This window comes from Umezawaea sp. (assembly GCF_036375055.1).
Taxonomy (GTDB): Bacteria; Actinomycetota; Actinomycetes; order Mycobacteriales; family Pseudonocardiaceae; genus Umezawaea.
Genome location: NZ_DASUSQ010000127.1, coordinates 23347 through 42826, shown reverse-complemented (window position 1 = coordinate 42826; position 19480 = coordinate 23347). Strand labels below are relative to the sequence as shown.

The following is a 19480-nucleotide window of genomic DNA, read 5'->3' as shown; positions in this document are numbered from 1 at the left end:
CCCCCGTGCGAGCTACCGGGAAGCGCCCACCGCGAGGTGACGTCCGGGGAGACGAGATGGTCGGCGGGGAAGACCACCGCTGTGCACCGTGACCGGAGGCCGCCCGCCCCGCAGCGGGGCGGGCGGCCCGTCCGGCTAGCTCCCGTCGCCCAGTTCCTCCACGACCAGGCCGTGGGCGGCGGCGAAGGCGATGGCCATCGACAGGTCCACCGTGGCTCCCGCGATCTTCGCCTGCACCCAGCCGTTGGCGTCCAGCCGCGCGCCGCGCAGGTCGGCGCCACCCAGGTTCGCCCCGAGCAGCCGGGCGCCCTGGAGGTCGGTGCCGCGCAGGTCGGTGTCCCGCAGGTCCGCGTCGCTGAGGTTCGCCTCGCGCATCCGCAGCCCCCGCAGGTCGACCTTGCGCAGGGTGACCCCCGCGAGGCTGGCCAGCGTGAGATCGGTCTCGTGGAACGAGATCGGCCGCAGCACGGACGCCGTGAACGACGACCCGAGCAGGCTGCACGACGTGAAGGACGCCCCGGACAGCACCGTCCGGTCGAACGTGCACGAGCGGAACGCCGTCGCCGTGTGCTTCGAATCGCCGAGGTCCGTGCGGGCGAACGTGCAGTTGGTGAACGTGCAGCTCTTGGTCACCAAGCCCCGCATGTCCGCTTCGCTGAAGTCGCAGCGGTCGAAGGTCCGCCGTTCCCACGTCTCCTGGAACATCACCGCGTCGGCGAAGTCCTCGCCGATGATCACTTCGTCGTCCACGTCGAACACCTAACCACCTGAGAGGCTGCTCACCGCACCGACGGCGGACGATGACCAGTTGGTAACCTGCGGGAGCCGGGCGAAAACGCCCGGCGCGCGGTCCCGGTGCAGAGACCGCCGCTGACAGGTCAGTCCTGCCTAGTGGTCGTGCCACCCGAGGACTCCGCCCCCTGGACCGTCATTCGGGAAGGCTCATGACCCGCACGCCCGTGAACGTCACCGTCACCGGTGCGGCCGGCCAGATCGGCTACGCACTGCTGTTCCGCATCGCCTCCGGCCAGCTCCTGGGCCCGGACACCCCGGTCCGCCTGCGCCTGCTGGAGATCCCGCAGGCGGTCAAGGCCGCCGAGGGCACCGCCATGGAGCTCGACGACTGCGCGTTCCCGCTGCTGTCCGGCATCGACATCACCGACGACGCGAAGACCGCGTTCGACGGCGTGAACGTCGCACTGCTCGTCGGCGCCCGCCCGCGCAGCAAGGGCATGGAGCGCGGCGACCTGCTCTCGGCCAACGGCGGCATCTTCAAGCCCCAGGGCGAGGCGATCAACGCCGGTGCGGCGGAGGACGTCCGCGTGCTGGTGGTCGGCAACCCGGCCAACACGAACGCGCTCATCGCGCAGCAGCACGCGCCGGACGTGCCCGCGGAGCGGTTCACCGCGATGACCCGCCTCGACCACAACCGGGCGCTGGCGCAGCTGTCGAAGAAGCTCGGCGTGTCGTTGGGCGAGATCAAGAAGCTGACGATCTGGGGCAACCACTCCGCCACCCAGTACCCGGACCTGTTCCACGCCGAGGTGAACGGCGTGTCCGCCGCTTCCGCGGTGGACGACCAGGAGTGGCTGGAGGGGACGTTCATCCCCACCGTCGCCAAGCGCGGTGCGGCGATCATCGAGGCTCGTGGGCTGTCCTCCGCGGCGTCCGCCGCCAACGCGGCCATCGACCACGTGTACTCGTGGGTGAACGGGACGCCCGAGGGTGACTGGACGTCCGCGGCCGTCGTGTCCGACGGGTCCTACGGGGTGCCGGAGGGGCTGATCTCGTCGTTCCCGGTCACCGCTTCGGGTGGTCGGTACGAGATCGTGCAGGGGCTGGAGATCGACTCGTTCTCCCGCGGGCGGATCGACGCCTCGGTCGCCGAGCTGGTCGAGGAGCGCGACGCCGTGAAGGCCCTCGGGCTGATCTGAGCTGGTTCTTCTCCCGAGGGGCGGTCCGGTCGGGCCGCCCCTTTGGTCTGTCGTGGGCCGCGGCTGCCGGTTTCCTGGTAGGAAGACCGGAGTCCACTCCCCGTGCAAGGAGGCGCTCGTTGCGCATCACCTGGCCCGTGCCGGAACCCGAGTTGCCCGCTGACGTCCACCCCGCGTTGGCCGCCACCGCCCGCGCCGCTTCCGCGGCCTACGGCGAGGCCCGGCTGGCCCACACCCGGCTGGAGTTGCGCGAGGAGGTCGCCGATGGCGCTGACGGCACGCCGACCATGCGGGTCGACGCGATCGTGGAGGGTGCCATCGCGGACGCGGCCAAGCGCTCCGGTGCGAACCTGCTGTCCGAGGAGGCCGGGTTCATCGACAACGGGTCCGCCGAGACGCTGGTGATCGACCCGGTGGACGGGTCCGCCAACGCTTCGTTCGGGGTTCCGCTGTCGTGCTTCGCCGGTGTTGTGGTGCGCGACGGGGTGCCCAGCGAGGCGTTGACCGTGTGGTTCGACACCGGGCGGGCTTGGTGGGCGCGTGCTGGTGAGCCGACGCCCTACCGGACCACCGGGCGCACGGCGTTGGACGGTGCTTCCGTCTGCCTGATGCGGCCCAAGCGCGGTACCGAGGAGGCGTGGCAGCGGGTTGCCGCTCGGGCCGATCGGATTCGCGTCCTGTGCACCACGTGCCTGGAGACGGCGCTGGTGGCGGAGGGCTCGGTGGACGCGTTCATCGACGTCGGATCGGACACGCACAGGATCATGGACCTCGCCGCGGCGCTGGTGACGGTGCCCGCGGCGGGTGGTGTGCTGCTCGACCTGCGGGGCAGGCCGTTCACGTTCGACCACGACCTGACGCGGCGCTGGTCGGGGGTCGCGGCCGCCACGCCCCAGTTGGCCGAGGCGCTGATCGAGGTCGCTCTGGGGTGAGGGAGGCCGACCCGCTGCCGCCAAGGCCGTTTCCGGCCTTGGCGACGGGTTCAGCTGTTCGACCGCGATTCGACGAGGCAGTCGGGTCCTGGGTACACCAGGCCCTCGTGCCCGTCCACGAAGCGAACCAGGTACGGGGGAGCACCTTCACGGCCGCGAACCTCGAGGATCTCTCCGAGACGTTCCTCGACGCCGACCACGCGGCTGTGGACGTGCAACCGGTCGCCTACCAATGCTTGCATCTCTACACCTCCCGATGCCCAACAGCGTAGGACGCCGGGACGGCGGGCAACAGGCCACCAAGGTTTGGTTTCACCCGGTGGAAACGTGTTCCCCCAACGGGTGCGAACACGTGGGTGAAAGTTCGTCAGTTGGCGCAGGCGGTGTTCAACGCGTTGAGCTTGTCGAGCTTCTCCTGGAGCCACCCGGCCGCGGAGGCCGGGTCGAGGTCGCTCAGGGTGACCGAGCTGAGCTGCTGGGCCGACGCTTCGAGGGCCTGCTTGAGCGTCGCGTCCCCCGCCTGTTCGGCGAGCTTGGTCATCTCCTCGGCCTTCTTGTGCGCGTCGTCCACCGCTGCCTGCGGGTTGCTCAGGTCGGGCGTGAAGCCGATCAGCTTCACCGCGTCGAGGCAGAGCTGAACCTTGTTCGCGGCGTCGTTGACCGAGTTCGCGGCGTTGGTCGCCTCGTTCACGGCATCGCACCCGGAGGCAGCACCTGCCAGTCCGAGCGCCAGCACGACGGTGGCCACTGACCGGGAAGCGCGCATGGGGACTCCAGTTTGTCTTCACTCGACTGTCTTGCGGAACTCCGACATTACCGACACTCCGCTCCTTCGTGTCGGCGTTCGTACAAGCGGCGCACCACGTCGTCGATCTCCGGCTCCACGACGGCGAGGTCGTGCACCTCGGCGCGCGCCGCCACGGCGGTGATCAGCGCGGCGGCCGTGGTCACGTCCCGGCGGAACGCCAGGTGCTGCCGCTTGCCCCCCAGCTCCACCCGCACCGAGGTGACGCCGGGCAGGTCCGCCAGCGGTGCAACGGCCACCTCCAGGTCGACCACGAGCACCCGTTCCGGGCTGACCTCGGCCCGCAGGTCGGCCAGCGGGCCGTCGGCGAGCACCGTCCCGTGGTCGATGACCACCAGCCTCGGGCAGAGCCGCTGGATGTCGTCCAGGTCGTGCGTGGTGAGCAGCAGCGTCGTGCCGCGCGTGGTGTTCAGCTCGGCCAGGAACTCCCGCAGCCGTTCCTTGGACTCCAGGTCCAGTCCGATCGTGGGCTCGTCCAGCACCAGCAGCTCGGGGGCGTGCAGCAGCGAGGCCGTGACCTCCCCGCGCATCCGCTGGCCCAGCGAGAGCTGCCGCACCGGGGTCGTCAGGAACGGCCCCAGCTCCAGCAGTTCCACGCACTCCGCGAGCCGCGCGGTGAAGTCCGGTGTGGACACCCGGTAGATCGCCCTCAGCAGTTCGAAGCTGTCCTGGAGCGGCAGGTCCCACCAGAGCTGGCTGCGCTGCCCGAACACCACGCCGATCCGCCGCGCCAGCTCCTTGCGCTGCCGCGACGGGTCGACGCCGGACACCCGCACGGTCCCCGACGTCGGCACCAGGATGCCGGTCAGCATCTTGATGGTGGTCGACTTCCCGGCCCCGTTCGGCCCGACGTACCCGACGGCCTCCCCGGCCGCCACGTCGAAGCTGACCCCGTCCACCGCCGCCACCGTGCGGTGCGTGCGCCGCAGGAACCCCGCCTTCTCGCTGACGCGGAACTCCCGACGCAGGTCGCGCACCTCGATCATGATCCAGTCCCTCGGTAGTGTCGAACGGCGAACGTCCAGGTCACCGCGGCCAGGCCCGCGACCAGCGCGGCGACGACCGGTGACACCCACCCCAGCCAGGCCGGTGCCCCGAGCGGGTCGGGCTTGCCCAGCACCGCCAGCGCCGGGTAGTACGCGACGAACGCGCCGGGCACCACGAACGCCATCAGCCGCCGCAGCCAGCCCGAGTACACGCTGATCGGGTACGAGGTGAACGTGTTGCTGCCGTAGGTCACGGTGTTCGTCAGCTCCTGCCCGTCCACCAGCCAGAAGCACACGGAGCAGGCGATGACCCAGATCGCGCTGAAGATCACCGCCCCCGCCACGGGCGTCACGACCAGCAGCCCGATCGACCACGGCGTCCACACGACGTCGTTGTGCAGCAGGGCGTAGACCAGCACCACGAGCCCGGCGAACACCCGCCCGATCCGCTTCAACGGCAGGTCCGAGGCCATGAGCTGCGGCAACGTCCCCAACGGCCGCAGGAGCAGCACGTCGAACGTGCCCTGCCGGATGTAGGTCGGCAGGGCGTTCAGCTGCCCGGCGAACAGGTCGGACAACCCGAACGCGGTACCCGCGAACGCGTACACCAGCAGCACCTCGTCGACCGAGAACCCGCCGAGCGCGGTGATCCGGTTGAACAGCACCAGGATCACCAGGAGCTCCCCGCCCTGCGCGATGGCCTGCGCCAGGCAGTCGAGCAGGAACGAGCCCCGGTACGACAGCTGCCCGCGCACCCGCGCGTGCAGGATCTTCCGGTAGATCGCGTCAGCCACCCTGCACCACGACCCTCCGCACGGCCCGCGCGAGCGCCAGCTTGCCGCCCAGGAACAGCGCCACCACCCAGAACACCTGGTGGCCCACCGTCGTCCACAGGGGACCGTGACCGATGAACACGTCGATCGGCCCCTGCACGACACCGGGGAACGGCGTGAACCACAGCACGAACCGCGCCCACTCGGGGAAGAAGTCCAGCGGCACCGTCAACCCGCAGAGGATCGAGGTCCCCACGCCGTAGAGGGCGACCACACCGCGGTTGTCCATCAGCCAGAACGTGGACACGTTCACCAGGAACCGCATCCCGAAGCTCACGAGCACGGCCAGCACGGCGCTGACCACGAACACCGGCCACCGCTCGGGCGTCGGCCACCGGAACGGGAACAGCAGCGCCCCGACCAGCACCGGCGGCACCAGCCGCGTCACCGCGCAGTACGCCGCCCGCCCCAGGTCCTCCGCCGCCAGCGCCCACTGGAGGTCCCACGGCCGGTACAGGTCCACCACCACGTCCCCGGACCGGATCCGGTCGGCCAGCGCCGTGTCGCCCCACAGCACCACGAAGGACAGCAGGCCCTGCCCGAGCCACACGTAGGTCACCGTCGCGGCCACGTCGTACCCCGCGATGCGCCCGCTCGGCGACGATTCGAGCGCCGCCAGCAGCACGGCCATCCTCAGCAGGCCGAACACCACGTTCGTGGCCGAGCCCGCGAGCATCGCCTGTCGATAGGTCGAATACCTCCGGAAACCGGCCACCGCGAGCCGGAACTGACTGGAACCCCACGCACGCACGTCGGTCAACGCTACGGCGGCGCGCAAGCGGTTTACCGGGCCGGGCCGAGCACCTCGCGGCGGACGCGCTCGGCGAACCTCTGGGTGCGCACCATCTCGCCCAGCCGCACCCCCAGCCCGGTCTCGGCGTCGATCGCGCGCTGGAGCGAGTCGAGCAGTTCGAGGACGAGGCGCTCCGACTCGTTGGCGTCCCAGACGAGGTCGAGGATCCGCTCGCACTGCTTCACCGCGGCCTTCGACGAGGGCGGCACCCGGTCGGACCCGAGCAGCCGCAGCTTGATCGCGGCCAGCAGGTGGTAGCGGGCGGGGCTGTAGCCCGTGGGGATGCGCCGGTTCCGGATCAGCCACTCCACCCGGTAGAACGTGGCCGCCGCGGCGTAGTAGACGATCGGCTGCTGGTCGGGGGAGAACAGCTCCTTGCCGCGGGCGGCGAGCAGCGTCTTGAGGTGCCCCGACCGGGAGGGCTCCTCCAGGAACATGGCGACGTAGGCGCGGGTGAGCTGGGCCCTGGTGATGACGCGGGTCTTCTCGACGTGCTTGCTCTCGCTGTACTGCTTGGACCGCCGCTCGTAGTACAGGCTCCGCTGCTTGTCCCGGCCGCGGTGGAAGTGGTCCTCCAGCAACCGGTGGAACTCCTCGCGGACGGTCAGGTCCTCCTCGGTGACGACGGTCTGGCGGTTCGTCGCCGCCACGATGCCGTTGATGAGGTCCTCGTCCTGCGAGTGCACGATCCGCACGCTGACGTGGACGGCGTCGGTGAGCTGGTCGCGGTGCTCGAACAGCACGTGGCAGGTCTGGCAGCCGTTGACGATCTGGAAGTCGTCCACGTGGACGTCGTCGCCGACCACCGTCAGCCCCCGCGTCACGATGGTGATCCCGTTGTTGAGGACGGCGAACCGCTCCCGCCGCACCGGGTCGCGCAGCGTGTCGCGGATCTCGGAGTTGACGTCGTTGTAGCCCTGGAAGTCGCGCACGTTGTCGTTGAACAGCGTCTTGCGCAGCCGCCCCGCCTCGTCGCAGAGGACGTGGTGGACGAGGTCCTTCGCCGCCAGCAGGCCCAGCAGGGACTGGTCGACGTGGGGGACCTTGGGGAAGAACACCTTCTTCGGCATCGGGAACGTGGCCGCGACCTTGGTGGTCGCCCTCCGGTAGAGCTTGCGCAGCTCGCCGCGGACCACGCAGTGGAACTCGACGGTCTCGAACAGCCCCGGCTCGGCGAGCTGCTTCTCCGCGGAGTGCGCCTTCTGCGCCACCAGGTCCGCGACGGTGTCGCCGGTGGTCACGTAGTGGACGTGCAGCTGCGGCAGCCTGCTGGACAGCTTGCCGATGTCGCCGTAGACCGCCTTCACGCAGTCGCGGAGGTTCCGCACGTCCTCGGAGGCCTGGTAGGCGAGCGGGTCGGAACCCAGGACGTGGCACAGGTTGTCGGCAAGGTCGGAGACGACCTTCGTCTCGAACCCGGACGTGGTCTTGGCCTGCACGACGACGATCTGGACGTCCGGCTTCGAGACCGCGTCCACGGCGGCCCTGACCTCCTCCACGTCGTGGCACAGCTCCCCGTTGACCACGACGCCGAACGCGTCGATCCCCAGGTCGTTGCCACCGCCGGTGCGGTGGTCGTCGGGGCTGAACTCGCCCTCGTAGTAGGAGCTGAGCACGCAGTAGGCGGCGAACGCCTCGAACGCCTCGCTCCGCGGCAGCTCGGTGAGGCTCTGGACGTCCTGGAACTCCTTGACGAGCCCCTGGATGACGAGGTCCACGCGCGGGTCCCCTCTAGTGCTGTTCGGTACGGGCCCTGACCAGGACTTCCTCGGCGGTCAGCGCGCTGGACGGGTGGTGGCTCAGGCACATCGGCGAGTGGACCTTCTGGAACGGCATGCCCTCGCCGACCGCGTAGAACTGGCCCGCGTTCAGCCGGGAGATGTCCAGGACGGTGCTGCCCCTGGCCGCCGCCATCTCCTTGGCGGCGGCGACCTGCGTCGGGCTGTTGATGAAGCCGAAGTACTGCGTGGCGGCGTTGCCGACGATCCGGTTGTGGATGCCCTTGGGCGCCTGCGTGGCGAACACCAGCCCCAGCCCGTACTTCCGGGCCTGCGAGGCCAGCGCCAGCGTGCTCGACGTGCACGCGGTCATCGCGCCCGACGGCGCCAGGGTCTGCGCCTCGTCCATCACGAACAGCCCGCCCAGCGGCCGGTCGCCCGCCGGGTTCTGCTTGATCCACGCGAACAGCGCCATCTGGAGCTGGTTGACGAAGCTCTGCCGCTGCTCGTCGGACGGCAGGCCGATGAGGCTGATCACCGAGATCCGGGCTCGCCTGCCCGGCGCGGGCGTGAGCAGCACCCCTGGGTCGAGCGGTGTGCCCGAGCCGCCGAACAGCGGGTCGTTGATCATGGCCGCGGTGAGGGTCTGGGACATGTCCTCGGCCATCGCCTGGCCCTTGGTGAGCGACGTGACGCCGTCCGGCAGGTCGCCGAGCAGGTCGAGGAACGAGTCGAGGCTCCCGCCGCCGGTGTGGGCGAAGTACGCCAGCGCCTCCTTCAGCACCGCCCGCGCCAGGTCCGCCTTCACGGTCGAGCCGTCCGCGCGGGCCCGTGGCGCCAGACCCGCGACGGCGGTGTCGAGCGCGAGCCGGAACTCGTCGGGGTCACCCGCCAGCGCGGCCAGGTCGGGCAGCGGCTGGAAGCTCAGCGGACGCCCCGATTCCCAGGCGGGCGTCCAGACCACGACGTCGGTGTGCTCCAGGTAGTCGGCGGACCTGGCGTCGTCACCGGCGTTCCACCCCGCCGGTGGCGACGGCCACGCGTCGCCCAGCCGGGCCAGGTCGTTGTTCGGGTCGAGCACGATCGCGGACACGCCCTGGAGCGCGCACTCCTCCAGCAGCCTGCGGATCAGCACGGTCTTGCCGGAGCCGGACCCCGCGAAGATCACCGCGTGCTTCCGCAGCGCCTCCAGCGGGATCGGCACCGGCTCGCCGGTGTCCGCGCTCCGCCCCAGCGAGAGGAAGCCCGGCGGGACGGCGTGCACCTGCGGTGCGGGCACCGGGGCCTCGACCACGTCGAGGTCCTCGTCCGGCCACCCCGAGTGGTCGTCGTGCGGGACGGGGGACGCGGGCTCCCGGTGCTCCGGCGCCGGGTCCGGCTCGCCGAAGACCGCGCGGAACAAGGCGGTCGTGCTCGCGGGCCTGCGCTGTTCCAGCCACGGCTTGAAGCCGGGAGGGTTGTCGGTCCACAGCGCCTCCAGCGCGGCGAAGGCCTTCAGGTCGTCGGTGTCGACGTGGTCGAGGAACACCCCGCCCGCCGCGCGGAACGCCTCCAGCACCTCGCCGGTCTTCTTCGTCCCGGTCTTCCACGGGCCCGTGCGCAGCAGGAACGCCTTGCGCTTCAGCACGTCCGGGTCGAGGCCCGCGTTGATGAGCAGCCGCTGGATCCGGTTCTGCGCGGCCCTGGCGTCGGGGCTGGCGATCGAGCGGAACGACCAGTGCGCCTGGTCGTCGGTCTTCTCGTCCAGCATCCGCCGCAGCCGCGCGTGCAGCGGGGGGTTCGCGCTCGGCTTGGGGTCCAGCGAGTACTGCTCGCGCTCGTCGCCCTGCTCGAAGACGTAGGTGCGCAGCCCGGCGTCGAGCAGCTCGGGCATCCGCGAGTCCTCGCTGCCCTTGTCCAGCGCGGCACTCGGGTCGGCGCCCCGCACGAGTTCGGCGAACCGCTCGTCCAGCGCGTGCACCTGCTCGTCCGACGCGGTCTCGGCCCGCTGCTTGCGCCGCGGCGTGAGGCCGACCCGGCTGGTGAGGCTCGCGAGCGTCACCAGGGTGCCCGCGTCCAGGCAGGTCCTGACGTGCTGGTCGATCTCCTTGTACAGCTGCCGCGGCGTGAAGTGCACGGCCCCGGCGAACGCCTCGGGCAGCACCGGCCAGCTCGGGAACGGCGGCTCGAAGCCCACGGCCCTGAACCGCGGCTCGAACCGGGTCACGACCAGCGCGAGCCCGATCTCCGCCGACGGCACCGCCTTCAACCGCGTCGCCTGGCGGAACCGGGAGACCACCGCGCCGTTGGTGCGGCTGCCGAGGCTCTCCCACACCTGGTCCTGGCAGGCGACCACGGACACCGTGCGCTGCATCGTCTCGCGCATGGCCATCAGGCCGTGGCCGATCTGGTCGAGCAGGACGTCCTCGGCCGCGCCCGCCAGCGCGGGCTGGTGCTCGTCGGTCGGGTTCAACGACTGCGAGATCAGCGTGTCGATCTGGTCGACGGCGACCAGGCTCGGACCGGTCAGCGACAGCAGCCGGGACAGCTCGCCCGCGATCTGGTGCGGGCTCTTCGGATCGGGGTGGATGCCCCACTCGGCCCGCTCGCCGGGCACGGCCTCGCCCGCCGAGATGAGGTAGGACTCGCCGACCTCGCCCGCCGCGAGGTCCTTCGACGCGAGCAGGACCAGGGCCCTGGCGGTGTGCCTGCACCCGTGGCCGCGCTGCGGGTCCAGCCCGCCCAGCGCGCGGACGACGTCGTCGAGCGCCCGCCTGGTGATCGGCGCGGCCCCGACCACCTGCCGCCGGACCTCGTCGGTGAGCTCCAGCCGGTTCGCCAGCCTGCCCAGCGCGACCGTGAGCTGCGCCTCGCCGCCCCAGCCGGGGTACTGGAGGCCGGTGCGCAGCGCGTGGACGACGTTCTGCCAGAAGTCGCTGCCGTGCAGCAGGCTCACCAGGAAGAAGTACCCGCCCCGCCGCTGCACCTCGGCCCGCACCGCGCCGAGCATGTGCGTCTTGCCGGAACCCTGCTGGCCGGTGATGGCCACGCCGAGCGGGCTCGACCCGCGGCTCGCCCTGGCGTCCTCGTAGGCGTCCATGACCGCCTTCAGCGCGCCGTCGTTGAGCCCCTCGACGTGCGGCGTGGTCGAGTCCCAGACGTCCTCGGGGGTCGGTGCCCAGTCGAACCGCAGGTTCTCCAGGGCCTTGCGCTCCAGCTCGTCCATGGCCGGTGGCCTCAGCCGCGGTCGATGGACAGCAGGTGCTTGTCCTCGCCGCCGACGTGGACGGCCGCCTCGCGGTCCGCCTCGGAGAGGGTCTTCTGGTTGGCCTCGGGGATCAGGTAGGCCCACGGCTCCAGGTTGAGCCGCACCAGCGCCTCGTCGACCTCGTCGCGCGACAGGTGGGGGAGCGCGTCGCGCAGCCTGCTCAGGTTCACCCAGGCACCCGGCCGGGACACCAGCGCGTCGTACGCCGCGCGGATCTCCGCCTCGGGGTCGACGGCCCGCGGAGCGGTCGGGACCGCCGCCGCCCTGCCCGGCACGAAGACGTCGGCCATCTCCAGGCGCGACCTGGTCAGGTGGCCGTCGAGGGCGCGGGCGAGGCCGAAGAGCAGCCGGTAGCCCTTCTGCACGCCGGACGGCGTCGCCGCGGCCAGTTCCTCGCGGCACTGCTTCCAGCCCGCTTCGGTGAGCTCGTGCACGAACGCGCCGCGCAGTTCCCTGGACTTGCGGGCGGTGATGTACCCGGAACCGACGAGGCGGTCGCGAACCCTCTTGTCGATCGTGAAGCCGTACTGCTCGCGGATGTCCGTGTTGGACGCTTCCTCGACGATCAGCATGAGGGCCAGCAGTGCGGATTTTTCGGGAAGGCCGAGTAGAAAGTCCACCGCGCGCGATCTCCAATGGGACAGGCAGGGAGCTGAACGCGGCCAACCCTAGCTGTCCGTACCCCAGCAGGTCAGCGGTTCGCTCGACTGGAGCGGTGAATGGTCGCGAGAAAGTCACGGCCACCGCTGGAAATCGATCCGCTCGCTGGTCCGGAGACTCGTTCGGCGGTATGTCGGGGCATTTGACGCTAATTCCGCATAATTGCGGAATCAGCGTTCGGGGAATGCGTTCAGCGCTCCGCCGCGAGCACGCCGTCGAGCAGGCCGGGGTACAGCGCGTCCAGGTCGTCCCGTCGCAGCGTGCTGATCCGGGACGTCCCCTCCGGGCGCACGTGGACCACGCCCGCCTGGCGGAGGGTGCGGATGTGGTGGGTGCGGGTCGACTTGCTGACGTCGAGTTCGAGCGCCCCGCAGGCGATGCCGGTGTCCGACGTCGCGAGGGCGCGCACGATCGTCAGGCGGACCGGGTCGGCGAGCGCGTGCAGGACGGCCTCGATCCGGATCTCGTTCCGGTCGGGGTGCTCCAGGGCGTTGTCCATGTCACCCATAGTACGACAACGGTCGTAGTTCGACGAAAGTCGTAGTACGGTCAGCGTCGAACCATTGAGCCGATGCTGGGAGTCCGATGTCCGCCGCTGGGAGTCCGATGTCCGCCCGCACCTACCTGCTCGCCGCCGGCGCCTTCACCGTGGGCACCAGCGGCTACATCCTGTCCGGGCTGCTGCCCGCCGTGAGCCGGGAACTCGACGTGTCGCTGTCCACCGCGGGCCAGCTGCTCACCGTGTTCGCGCTGTCCTACGCCGTCGCGGCCCCCGTCCTCGCCGCCCTCACCGGCCGCTGGAACCGGCGCGAGCTGCTGGTCGTCGCACTGGCCGTCTCCGCGCTCGGCAACGTCCTGTCCGCCCTCGCCCCGAACTACCCGCTGCTCATGGCGGCCCGCGTGGTCAGCGCCGTCGGCGCCGCCGCCTACACACCCGCCGCCACGCTCGTCGCCACCGCGCTCACCGCACCCGAGCACCGGGGCCGCGCGGTCGCCACGGTCTTCGGCGGGCTGACGTTCTCGCTGATCATCGGCGTCCCCGCGGGCAGCCTCCTCGGCGGCTCGATCGGCTACCAGGGCGTCTTCGCGCTCGTGGGCGCAGCCTCGCTCATCGCGGCCGTCATCGTCCGCCTCGGCGTCCCGCAGGTCGCCGCGCCGCCCGTCGTGAGCATCCGCGAGCGCTTCGCCGTCGCCGCCGACCGCCGCGTCGTCCCCGTCCTCGGCATGACCGTCCTGGCCTGCCTTGCCGCGTTCAGCGTGTTCACCTACATCTCGCCGCTGCTCGCCACGACCGCGGGCGTGCACGGCACGGTGATCTCGCTGCTGCTGTTCGCCTACGGCGTCGGCGGCGCGATCGGCAACTCGCTCGGCGGCAGGCTCACCGACCGCTTCGGCAGCCAGCGCCTGCTGTACGTCGTCTTCACCGTCTTCACGGCCGTGCTGGTGACGTTGCCGCTCACCACCACGACCACCGTCACCGCGGGCATCGCGCTGTTCGTCTGGGGCCTGTTCACCTGGTCGGTCAACCCGCCCATCCAGAACTGGCTGATCGAGCTCGCACCGACCAACAGCGGACTGCTGCTGTCCCTCAACGCCTCCGCCATCTACCTCGGCGTCGGCCTGTCGGGCGTCTTCGGCGGACTCGTCATCGACAGCGTCGGCATCACCCTGCTCCCGCCGATCGCGGGCGTGCTGGCACTGGTGGCGTTCGGTCTCCTGGTGCACGCCCGCCGCGTGACGCGCACCCCGGAGCCGGTCCTGCTAGCCGCCTGACCCGAACGCGCTCGTCGTCAACTCGCCGCCCTCCTCGGGAGAACCCATGCAGAGGAAGTAGTTGCGGTCACCCTCCTCGAAGCCGACCACGCCGAGCTGCCAGGTCGACGTGTCGACCGTGGGCCGGGTGTTGGCCGCCATCGCGGCCTTCGTGCAGACACCGGCGATCTCCGGAGCCGTCAGCAGCTCGTCGCTGTCGACCTCGGGGATCCCACCCGACAGCCACCCGCCGGCGAAGGCCTCCCAGAAGTGCTGGTCGGAGCAGCTGGCGGCCTTGCGGGCCGTGGTCGCCTGGCCGCCGATCGAGACCATTCCCCGGAAGCAGGCCGGTTCCGCGACGCAGTAGCCCGTCGCGCAGGCCTTGAGGAACGGCGGCGGCAGCTCGTCAGCGGCCTGCCGCGCCGTTCCGGTGGCGGACGTGCCGCCGGTGCCGGACGTCGTCCCGCCGCCACCTCCGTCACCCCTCGGCACCAGCGACCACACGCCGACGCCGATCGCGACGGCCCCGACCACCGCGGCGGCGGCGACCGGCCACCGCCTCCTCGGCCCCGGCACCGTCGCCGGGGCCTGGCGGACCGGCGACCCGGCGGGAACGGGCGAGGGCAGAGGCTCCGTGCCGCGCAGCTCGTCCCGCAACCGCGCGGCCGTGGGCGTCCGAGCCGACACGTCCGGGTGCAGGGCGCGCGCGAGGATCTGGTGGAACTCGTCGGACACACCGGGCACCTGCGGCACGGGGGAGCGCAGCACCTCGCCGAGGTGGTCGAAGGACGTGATCGGCCACGGCACCGGCCGCGGCGGCTTGCCCGCCAGCAGGTCGTAGAGGGTCGCGGCCAACGTGTACACGTCGCCCGCCACGGTCGGCGCCGCCATCGCGAACGCCTCGGGCGGCGCGTAGCTAGGGCTCAGCGCGTCCCGCGTGACCGTGCTGCCACCCGCCGCGTCCAGCAGCGCGGCCAACCCGAAGTCCGCGAGCTTCGCCGTGCCGTACCGGTCGACGAGGATGTTCGCGGGCTTGATGTCCCGGTGCAGCACGCCTTCCGCGTGCGCCGCCGCCAGCGCGTCGGCCAGCTGCACCCCGAGGTTCCGGACCCGTTCGGCGGGCAGCGGCCCGTTCTTCTTCAGCACGTCGTGCAGCGACCCGCCCGTGCACAGCTCCATCACGAGGTACGGCGTGCCCTGCGGCGTGATGTTCGCGTCGTGCACCGCGACCACGTTCGGGTGTCCCGACAACCGTGCCGCCGCATGGGCTTCGCGCAGGAACCGCCGCCGGTCGCGCTCGTTGCCCAGCACCCGGTTGTCGATCTTCACAGCGACGTCGCGCCCGAGTTGCACCTGGTGCGCGCGGTAGACGGTGGCGAAACCGCCGGACCCGAGCGGTTGCAGGTTCGTCAGTCCGGGAATGTGCACCCGAGGACTTTACGTCTTCCTCGCCGCCGCCTTGGCCGCCTTCTTGAACTCCCGCACCTCACCGAGCGACACCGCGTCCACCACGTCGGCCACACTCCGCCGAGCCCCGGCCACCCCGTAGTCCCCGGCAGCGTCCCGCCACCCGTCGGGCTCCACCCCCCTCTGCTTGCCCAGCAGGGCGAGGAATATCCGCGCCTTCTGATCCCCGAACCCAGGCAGGCTCTTGAGCCGCCCGAGCACCGCGGCCCCGTCCCCGTCGGCCCAGATCCGCGACACGTCACCGTCGTAGTGCTCGACCACGTACCGGGCCAACTCCTGCACCCGCTTGGCCATCGACCCGGGGAACCGGTGGATCGCGGGAGGCGTCGACGCCACCACCACGAACTCACCCTCGTCCATCTCGGCGATCTCCCGCACCGCGAAGGCCCCAAGGCGCTCCTCGATCACCTTCGGCCCCTTGAAGGCCTTCTCCATGGGGATTTGCTGGTCCAGCATCATTCCGACGAGCAGTGCGAACGGGTCCTTGGCGAGCAGTTCGTCGGACGCCGGATCCTGGGCGAGGCAGAGCGTGCGGGTCATGGGCACCATCGTGGCACGACACGCGTCGACCGGCTTCACACGGGATTCTTGCCGTCCTGGGCGGAATCGGATACCGGGCGCTCCTTGAAACTGTCCTGAATCCGTTCCGCCACCACGGCGAACGTTCTGGACCAGATCAGTTCGGCAGCCTTTCGATCGGGCACGTCTGCCGAATGGTGGACGGGCCAGTCCTCCTCCGCAGCGACCCAGCGCGACTCCTTGAGGTCCTTCTGCCCGGCTTCGTTGAGCCTGCGCTCCTTGCGGAGGTAGCTCCTGTATTCGACGGTCGACCTGCCGAGAACCAGTTCTCTGAACCGCATGGCTTCCTCCTGTCGCGGTTACGCGATGACGGCCGAATCGCCGACCGGTCGTGTGGTCAGGCTTCGGTAGACGCGGTTGCGCAGCCACCAGATGCTGCCCATCGTGATCATGTGCAGCGTTGCGAGGAAGCCGAGGATCGACCACCACACGTCGGTTTTCCCGAAGAAGAAGATCTCGTGTCCCGTGGGGACCACCAGACCGGATTTGTTCAACATCAGCATGACGCTCGCGCTGAAGGACAGGATGAAGGTCGACACCAGGGAGAGCCGGGAGATGACGGTGCCCTCGAAGAGCTGGTCCGGTCGCGTCTCGAAACCCATCCAGGCGGCGGCGAGTCCGGGCACGGCCAGGAGGAACGAGGCCACCTGGCTGTCCACGCCGCCGAGGTCCACGGCGGCGTACGACAGAAAGCCGACGAGGAGCACCACGAGGCACGTCGTCAGTGCGGCGGTGAAAGCGCGTCCCACCGAACCCGGAGGGATCTCGTGGAAGTGCATGCTGACGTTCAGGTCCTTGTCGCTCGAGACCAGGGAGCGGCCGTAGAGGTGGAAGTAGTTCTGGCCACGGCGTCCGCGCACACGCCAGTAGGGCTCCAGGCGCGGTTCGTCGGTCCGCTGGATTCGCAGCACCGAACTGGTGTCGAAGTCGCCGAGGAACAGGTCGGAACTCGCCGCGACGATCAGGTGGTAGCTGTGGCAGGACGCGGCGTTCCGCGCGCTGATCGTCAACGAACTGGGGCGGAGCCCCAACGCCATGCGCAGACGGTCCCTGATTCCTTCTCTGCTAGTGAGGTTGGCTAGGCAGAGGTCGGGGATGATCACCCTGGAGTAGGTCACGATCGAGCGCGCAGATCCGTTCGTCGGTACGACCACGACTATCGCGTAGTGGGTGGAAAGTTTGGCGGTGAACTCCACCGCCAGCTTCAGGTAGTGGTTGTCATCGTCGCCGAGAGCCTTGATCGCGGCGAAGGCCGCCTTTCTCTTGGCGTCTTGCTCGACGTCCCGTCTGATGAACTCCCGGTCGGTTTCGTTCTCGTCGCGCACTACCCTGGAAAAGCGGAGGATCTCCGTGAGCGCCAGCTTTTCGGCGGACACCGCCTCGTTGGTGAGCTTCCCGTCGGGGAGCGCCGATTGCAGGAGGGTGCGCAGCGTCCTCGCGGCCAGCTCGCGGTATTCCCGGTGTGAGAGCGACGGCAACAGCTTGCCTGAGCAGTCCGAGGTGCGCAGCTGGTCGTACAGCGCTCCCTTTCGCGGAAGCGTCAACGCGATGAACAGGTCGTCGTTCGTGGGCCCGGCACCATTGACGTACTGGTGGTACAGGTCCAGTTCGACCGTCACGGACTTCGTGAGGGTTCGCCTGCCGGGCGTGTACTCGTCGGTCACCCTCCGGCGGATCACCTGAGGTGCGAGCACTGACAACGCGAAGTAGCGGACCTGGTCCACGGTCATGCGTTCGGCGTTGGACATCAGGGAGTCTTGGAGGGACGTCAAAGTTTCCTCGTCGATCGACCCCTTGAAATTCCTGCGTCCCTTCGACTTGCGATTGAGCAGTTTCCTCGATGCCGTGTCGAGGGCGGTGCGGACGTACAGGACGGCGACGATCGTCACGAGCGACCAGAAGGTGTTCGTGGGAAGTTCGTGCACCCAGTCCACGAGAAAGAGGAATGGGCTGATCGTCAGGAAGAGGTAGGTGATGACACCGGTGGTGGCTGGCGGACGTGCACCGGCATCGTGGTTCTGCGACGGCTCCATGGACGCGTTCCCTCCCCATCGTGAGCAACGCACCAGGTCCGCCATCTGATGTACTCAAGCCATCGGGCTGCTGTAACTGCGCGTTACGGAGGAGGGTGGGCGTTCATCCGGTTGGACCATGGAGAAGAAGATCCAATACTTCCCGGTGATCGTCGTGTGTTCCGCGCGTTCCCGGTCGAGCCGCTCGGTGGGAAGGCTTCGTTGCGGTGATCGCGAAGCCGGGCGCGGTCACCGTCCGTCAGAAGCGCCAGATTATCCAGTTCGACAGCAGTGGCACGAGGCCCGGTAGGAGGCTCGGGCCCTGGTTGATCGCCAACGCGATGAGCACGGTCGCCGCGAGGAATCGCAGTGGTGCGAATTCTGTGCCCTGGAGGCGGTACTCGGTGGTGATGAAGACCGGGATGAGGATCGTTGCGCTGAGGGTCAGTTTCAGCCAGTCCCAGACCGACAGGTCTATCTTGCCGATTGTGTACGAGTACGCGCTCGTCACCGCGAAAAGCGCCCCGTACGCGGCGGCCGTATAACTCCTGGGCCACGGTGGCAGCGGTTCCGGGGTGGTGGTGTGGAAGTTGATTCCCCCCTGGATGTCGCGTGCTTGCAGGGCGTGGTGAGCCGCGCCCGAGTGTTCGTTGTGCGTTCGGTCGCCGACTTCGTCCTCGTTGTGCTCCATGCCCCCGCCAGGTCTCCGTGAATCAGCTTCACCGGTTCGGTGGCGCCGACGCCCCAAGGTAACGGAGCTCAGGAGTTCGGAAAGAGGTCGTTCGAATTATTCGCGAGGTTCACCGCTTCGGACTAGCGAATTCCGTGGAGCGGAGAGAATCTGATTACGGTTTGTCGCGCTTCTGCACCCATTGGCGGTAAATGTTCCTGGGGGGAACGCCTCACAGCTCCACGATGCTCCACGACTCGAAGTCGCCCTCCGGCCGGGCCGCGAGGGACCAGCCGTCCTCGAACGTCAGCGTGAGCGACTCCTCGTCGGTCACGTCGACCGAGGCGACGGTCTTCATGAACAGCCCGAGCACGGGTGTGAGCGTGCCGGGCTCACCCGGCTTGATCTCGTGCTTCCCGCCCGTCCCGTCGCACAGCTGGAACGGGACCTCCACGACGAGTTCGGCGCTGAGCCGCGGGTGCGCGACCAGCGTGAGGCGGACCTGGTGGTCGAACGACGTCCGCCAGACCTGCGTGCCGACCAACTCGTGATGCGACTGCATGGTTGTAACGCTCCGAACTGACTAGTGGTCTCGCGGGCAATGTAAGGCCGTGGCGTCCGCGATACGAGGCCGGGACGGTTACAGCTCGTCGTCCAACCACGACACGTAGGGCCGGTCGCCCTCCGGGGTCTCGCGGTTGACGAGCCCGTAGCTCTCGGCCGGGAACACGGCGAAGGGCAGCGCCATCCGCAGCGCGAGCACCTCCATGCCGGGGTAGAGCGGCCTCGACTCCTCGACGATCGAGTACTCGACGTCGACCGGCTCGGGCACGTCGAGTTCCACGATCGCCTCGAACTCGCCCCGCGCCGTGCGGGTCGGCACGATCCGGACGGCGCCCGGTCCGGTGGGCGTCCAGTCGAAGACGGTGAACTCGCAGATCCCCGGCCGCGCCCACTCGCACCAGCCGGTGCCGTCGGCGCGGAACACGAGCTCCTCGTCCTCCATCGCGCTGTGGTAGCCGTAGTCGACGCTCCATCGGCCCACCAGGTCGGCGCTCATGTGGGCCAAGCTACAGAGTCGGCTGATCTGCT

Annotated in this window: 20 protein-coding genes; 3 read left to right on the top strand and 17 right to left on the bottom strand. The window is 69.7% G+C overall.

What is annotated here, in order from left to right; translation table 11 throughout:
* Positions 1 to 135 precede the first annotated feature (135 nt).
* Positions 136 to 705, bottom strand: a complete 570-nt coding sequence (locus VFZ92_RS32050; RefSeq protein WP_330879828.1) for a pentapeptide repeat-containing protein — start codon at positions 703 to 705, stop codon at positions 136 to 138.
* Positions 706 to 944: 239 nt separating this feature from the next.
* Here VFZ92_RS32050 and VFZ92_RS32045 point away from each other — a divergent pair, with 239 nt between their 5' ends.
* A complete protein-coding gene (locus tag VFZ92_RS32045; RefSeq protein WP_330879826.1) occupies positions 945 to 1934 on the top strand; it encodes a malate dehydrogenase in 990 nt (329 codons plus the stop codon).
* Between the two features lie 119 nt (positions 1935 to 2053).
* Positions 2054 to 2866, top strand: a complete 813-nt coding sequence (locus VFZ92_RS32040) for an inositol monophosphatase family protein (RefSeq protein ID WP_330879824.1) — start codon at positions 2054 to 2056, stop codon at positions 2864 to 2866.
* 50 nt (positions 2867 to 2916) lie between these two features.
* Here VFZ92_RS32040 and VFZ92_RS32035 read toward each other — a convergent pair whose 3' ends face one another.
* From VFZ92_RS32035 to VFZ92_RS31995, 9 genes are all read right to left on the bottom strand, one after another.
* Positions 2917 to 3108, bottom strand: a complete 192-nt coding sequence (locus VFZ92_RS32035) for a DUF1918 domain-containing protein (RefSeq protein WP_330879822.1) — start codon at positions 3106 to 3108, stop codon at positions 2917 to 2919.
* A 125-nt stretch (positions 3109 to 3233) separates the two neighbouring features.
* A complete protein-coding gene (locus VFZ92_RS32030) occupies positions 3234 to 3632 on the bottom strand; it encodes a bacteriophage spanin2 family protein (RefSeq protein WP_330879820.1) in 399 nt (132 codons plus the stop codon).
* A 47-nt stretch (positions 3633 to 3679) separates the two neighbouring features.
* The gene (locus VFZ92_RS32025) at positions 3680 to 4657 is read right to left on the bottom strand and encodes an ABC transporter ATP-binding protein (protein ID WP_330879818.1); all 978 of its coding nucleotides are present in this window, start codon (positions 4655 to 4657) and stop codon (positions 3680 to 3682) included.
* The gene (locus VFZ92_RS32020; RefSeq protein ID WP_330879815.1) at positions 4654 to 5451 is read right to left on the bottom strand and encodes an ABC transporter permease; all 798 of its coding nucleotides are present in this window, start codon (positions 5449 to 5451) and stop codon (positions 4654 to 4656) included. The genes VFZ92_RS32025 and VFZ92_RS32020 overlap by 4 nt, the downstream gene beginning before the upstream one ends.
* Positions 5444 to 6166, bottom strand: a complete 723-nt coding sequence (locus VFZ92_RS32015) for an ABC transporter permease (RefSeq protein WP_330879814.1) — start codon at positions 6164 to 6166, stop codon at positions 5444 to 5446. The genes VFZ92_RS32020 and VFZ92_RS32015 overlap by 8 nt, the downstream gene beginning before the upstream one ends.
* A 107-nt stretch (positions 6167 to 6273) precedes the next feature.
* Complete coding sequence (locus VFZ92_RS32010) at positions 6274 to 8001, bottom strand: AIPR family protein (RefSeq protein WP_330879813.1); 1728 nt, start codon at positions 7999 to 8001, stop codon at positions 6274 to 6276.
* Between the two features lie 13 nt (positions 8002 to 8014).
* Positions 8015 to 11206 (bottom strand): helicase HerA domain-containing protein, encoded by a 3192-nt coding sequence (locus VFZ92_RS32005; protein ID WP_330879812.1) that lies wholly within the window; start codon positions 11204 to 11206, stop codon positions 8015 to 8017.
* An 11-nt stretch (positions 11207 to 11217) separates the two neighbouring features.
* Positions 11218 to 11868, bottom strand: a complete 651-nt coding sequence (locus tag VFZ92_RS32000; protein WP_330879811.1) for a hypothetical protein — start codon at positions 11866 to 11868, stop codon at positions 11218 to 11220.
* Between the two features lie 230 nt (positions 11869 to 12098).
* A complete protein-coding gene (locus tag VFZ92_RS31995; RefSeq protein ID WP_330879810.1) occupies positions 12099 to 12407 on the bottom strand; it encodes an ArsR/SmtB family transcription factor in 309 nt (102 codons plus the stop codon).
* Between the two features lie 107 nt (positions 12408 to 12514).
* Here VFZ92_RS31995 and VFZ92_RS31990 point away from each other — a divergent pair, with 107 nt between their 5' ends.
* A complete protein-coding gene (locus VFZ92_RS31990; protein WP_330879809.1) occupies positions 12515 to 13681 on the top strand; it encodes an MFS transporter in 1167 nt (388 codons plus the stop codon).
* Here the strand turns inward: VFZ92_RS31990 and VFZ92_RS31985 are convergent.
* The 7 genes from VFZ92_RS31985 to VFZ92_RS31955 form a co-directional block, all read right to left on the bottom strand.
* Positions 13670 to 15088 (bottom strand): serine/threonine-protein kinase, encoded by a 1419-nt coding sequence (locus tag VFZ92_RS31985; RefSeq protein ID WP_330879808.1) that lies wholly within the window; start codon positions 15086 to 15088, stop codon positions 13670 to 13672. The two genes, VFZ92_RS31990 and VFZ92_RS31985, sit on opposite strands and share 12 nt — an antisense overlap.
* Positions 15089 to 15097: 9 nt before the next feature.
* Entirely contained in the window at positions 15098 to 15667 is a 570-nt protein-coding gene (locus VFZ92_RS31980; protein WP_330879807.1) for an HhH-GPD-type base excision DNA repair protein, read from the bottom strand.
* A 35-nt stretch (positions 15668 to 15702) separates the two neighbouring features.
* Positions 15703 to 15987, bottom strand: a complete 285-nt coding sequence (locus VFZ92_RS31975) for a hypothetical protein (RefSeq protein ID WP_330879806.1) — start codon at positions 15985 to 15987, stop codon at positions 15703 to 15705.
* Between the two features lie 18 nt (positions 15988 to 16005).
* Positions 16006 to 17739, bottom strand: coding sequence for a hypothetical protein (locus VFZ92_RS31970; protein WP_330879805.1), 1734 nt, complete (start codon positions 17737 to 17739; stop codon positions 16006 to 16008).
* A gap of 238 nt (positions 17740 to 17977) precedes the next feature.
* The gene (locus VFZ92_RS31965) at positions 17978 to 18409 is read right to left on the bottom strand and encodes a hypothetical protein (RefSeq protein ID WP_330879804.1); all 432 of its coding nucleotides are present in this window, start codon (positions 18407 to 18409) and stop codon (positions 17978 to 17980) included.
* Positions 18410 to 18620: 211 nt separating this feature from the next.
* Positions 18621 to 18950 (bottom strand): DUF6188 family protein, encoded by a 330-nt coding sequence (locus VFZ92_RS31960; protein WP_330879803.1) that lies wholly within the window; start codon positions 18948 to 18950, stop codon positions 18621 to 18623.
* A 78-nt stretch (positions 18951 to 19028) separates the two neighbouring features.
* Positions 19029 to 19448, bottom strand: a complete 420-nt coding sequence (locus VFZ92_RS31955; protein ID WP_330879802.1) for a hypothetical protein — start codon at positions 19446 to 19448, stop codon at positions 19029 to 19031.
* Positions 19449 to 19480: the final 32 nt, after the last annotated feature.

Bases quoted from the DNA above. Each gene is read 5' to 3' on its own strand.
- VFZ92_RS31970 (WP_330879805.1), bottom strand. From the start codon at position 17,739: ATGGAGCCGTCGCAGAACCACGATGCCGGTGCACGTCCGCCAGCCACC.
- VFZ92_RS32045 (WP_330879826.1), top strand. From the start codon at position 945: ATGACCCGCACGCCCGTGAACGTCACCGTCACCGGTGCGGCCGGCCAG.
- VFZ92_RS31955 (WP_330879802.1), bottom strand. From the start codon at position 19,448: ATGAGCGCCGACCTGGTGGGCCGATGGAGCGTCGACTACGGCTACCAC.
- VFZ92_RS31980 (WP_330879807.1), bottom strand. From the start codon at position 15,667: ATGACCCGCACGCTCTGCCTCGCCCAGGATCCGGCGTCCGACGAACTG.
- VFZ92_RS32050 (WP_330879828.1), bottom strand. From the start codon at position 705: ATGTTCCAGGAGACGTGGGAACGGCGGACCTTCGACCGCTGCGACTTC.
- VFZ92_RS32005 (WP_330879812.1), bottom strand. From the start codon at position 11,206: ATGGACGAGCTGGAGCGCAAGGCCCTGGAGAACCTGCGGTTCGACTGG.
- VFZ92_RS32015 (WP_330879814.1), bottom strand. From the start codon at position 6,166: ATGCTCGCGGGCTCGGCCACGAACGTGGTGTTCGGCCTGCTGAGGATG.
- VFZ92_RS31995 (WP_330879810.1), bottom strand. From the start codon at position 12,407: ATGGACAACGCCCTGGAGCACCCCGACCGGAACGAGATCCGGATCGAG.
- VFZ92_RS32030 (WP_330879820.1), bottom strand. From the start codon at position 3,632: ATGCGCGCTTCCCGGTCAGTGGCCACCGTCGTGCTGGCGCTCGGACTG.
- VFZ92_RS31960 (WP_330879803.1), bottom strand. From the start codon at position 18,950: ATGCAGTCGCATCACGAGTTGGTCGGCACGCAGGTCTGGCGGACGTCG.
- VFZ92_RS32025 (WP_330879818.1), bottom strand. From the start codon at position 4,657: ATGATCGAGGTGCGCGACCTGCGTCGGGAGTTCCGCGTCAGCGAGAAG.
- VFZ92_RS31975 (WP_330879806.1), bottom strand. From the start codon at position 15,987: ATGCGGTTCAGAGAACTGGTTCTCGGCAGGTCGACCGTCGAATACAGG.
- VFZ92_RS32035 (WP_330879822.1), bottom strand. From the start codon at position 3,108: ATGCAAGCATTGGTAGGCGACCGGTTGCACGTCCACAGCCGCGTGGTC.
- VFZ92_RS31990 (WP_330879809.1), top strand. From the start codon at position 12,515: ATGTCCGCCCGCACCTACCTGCTCGCCGCCGGCGCCTTCACCGTGGGC.
- VFZ92_RS31965 (WP_330879804.1), bottom strand. From the start codon at position 18,409: ATGGAGCACAACGAGGACGAAGTCGGCGACCGAACGCACAACGAACAC.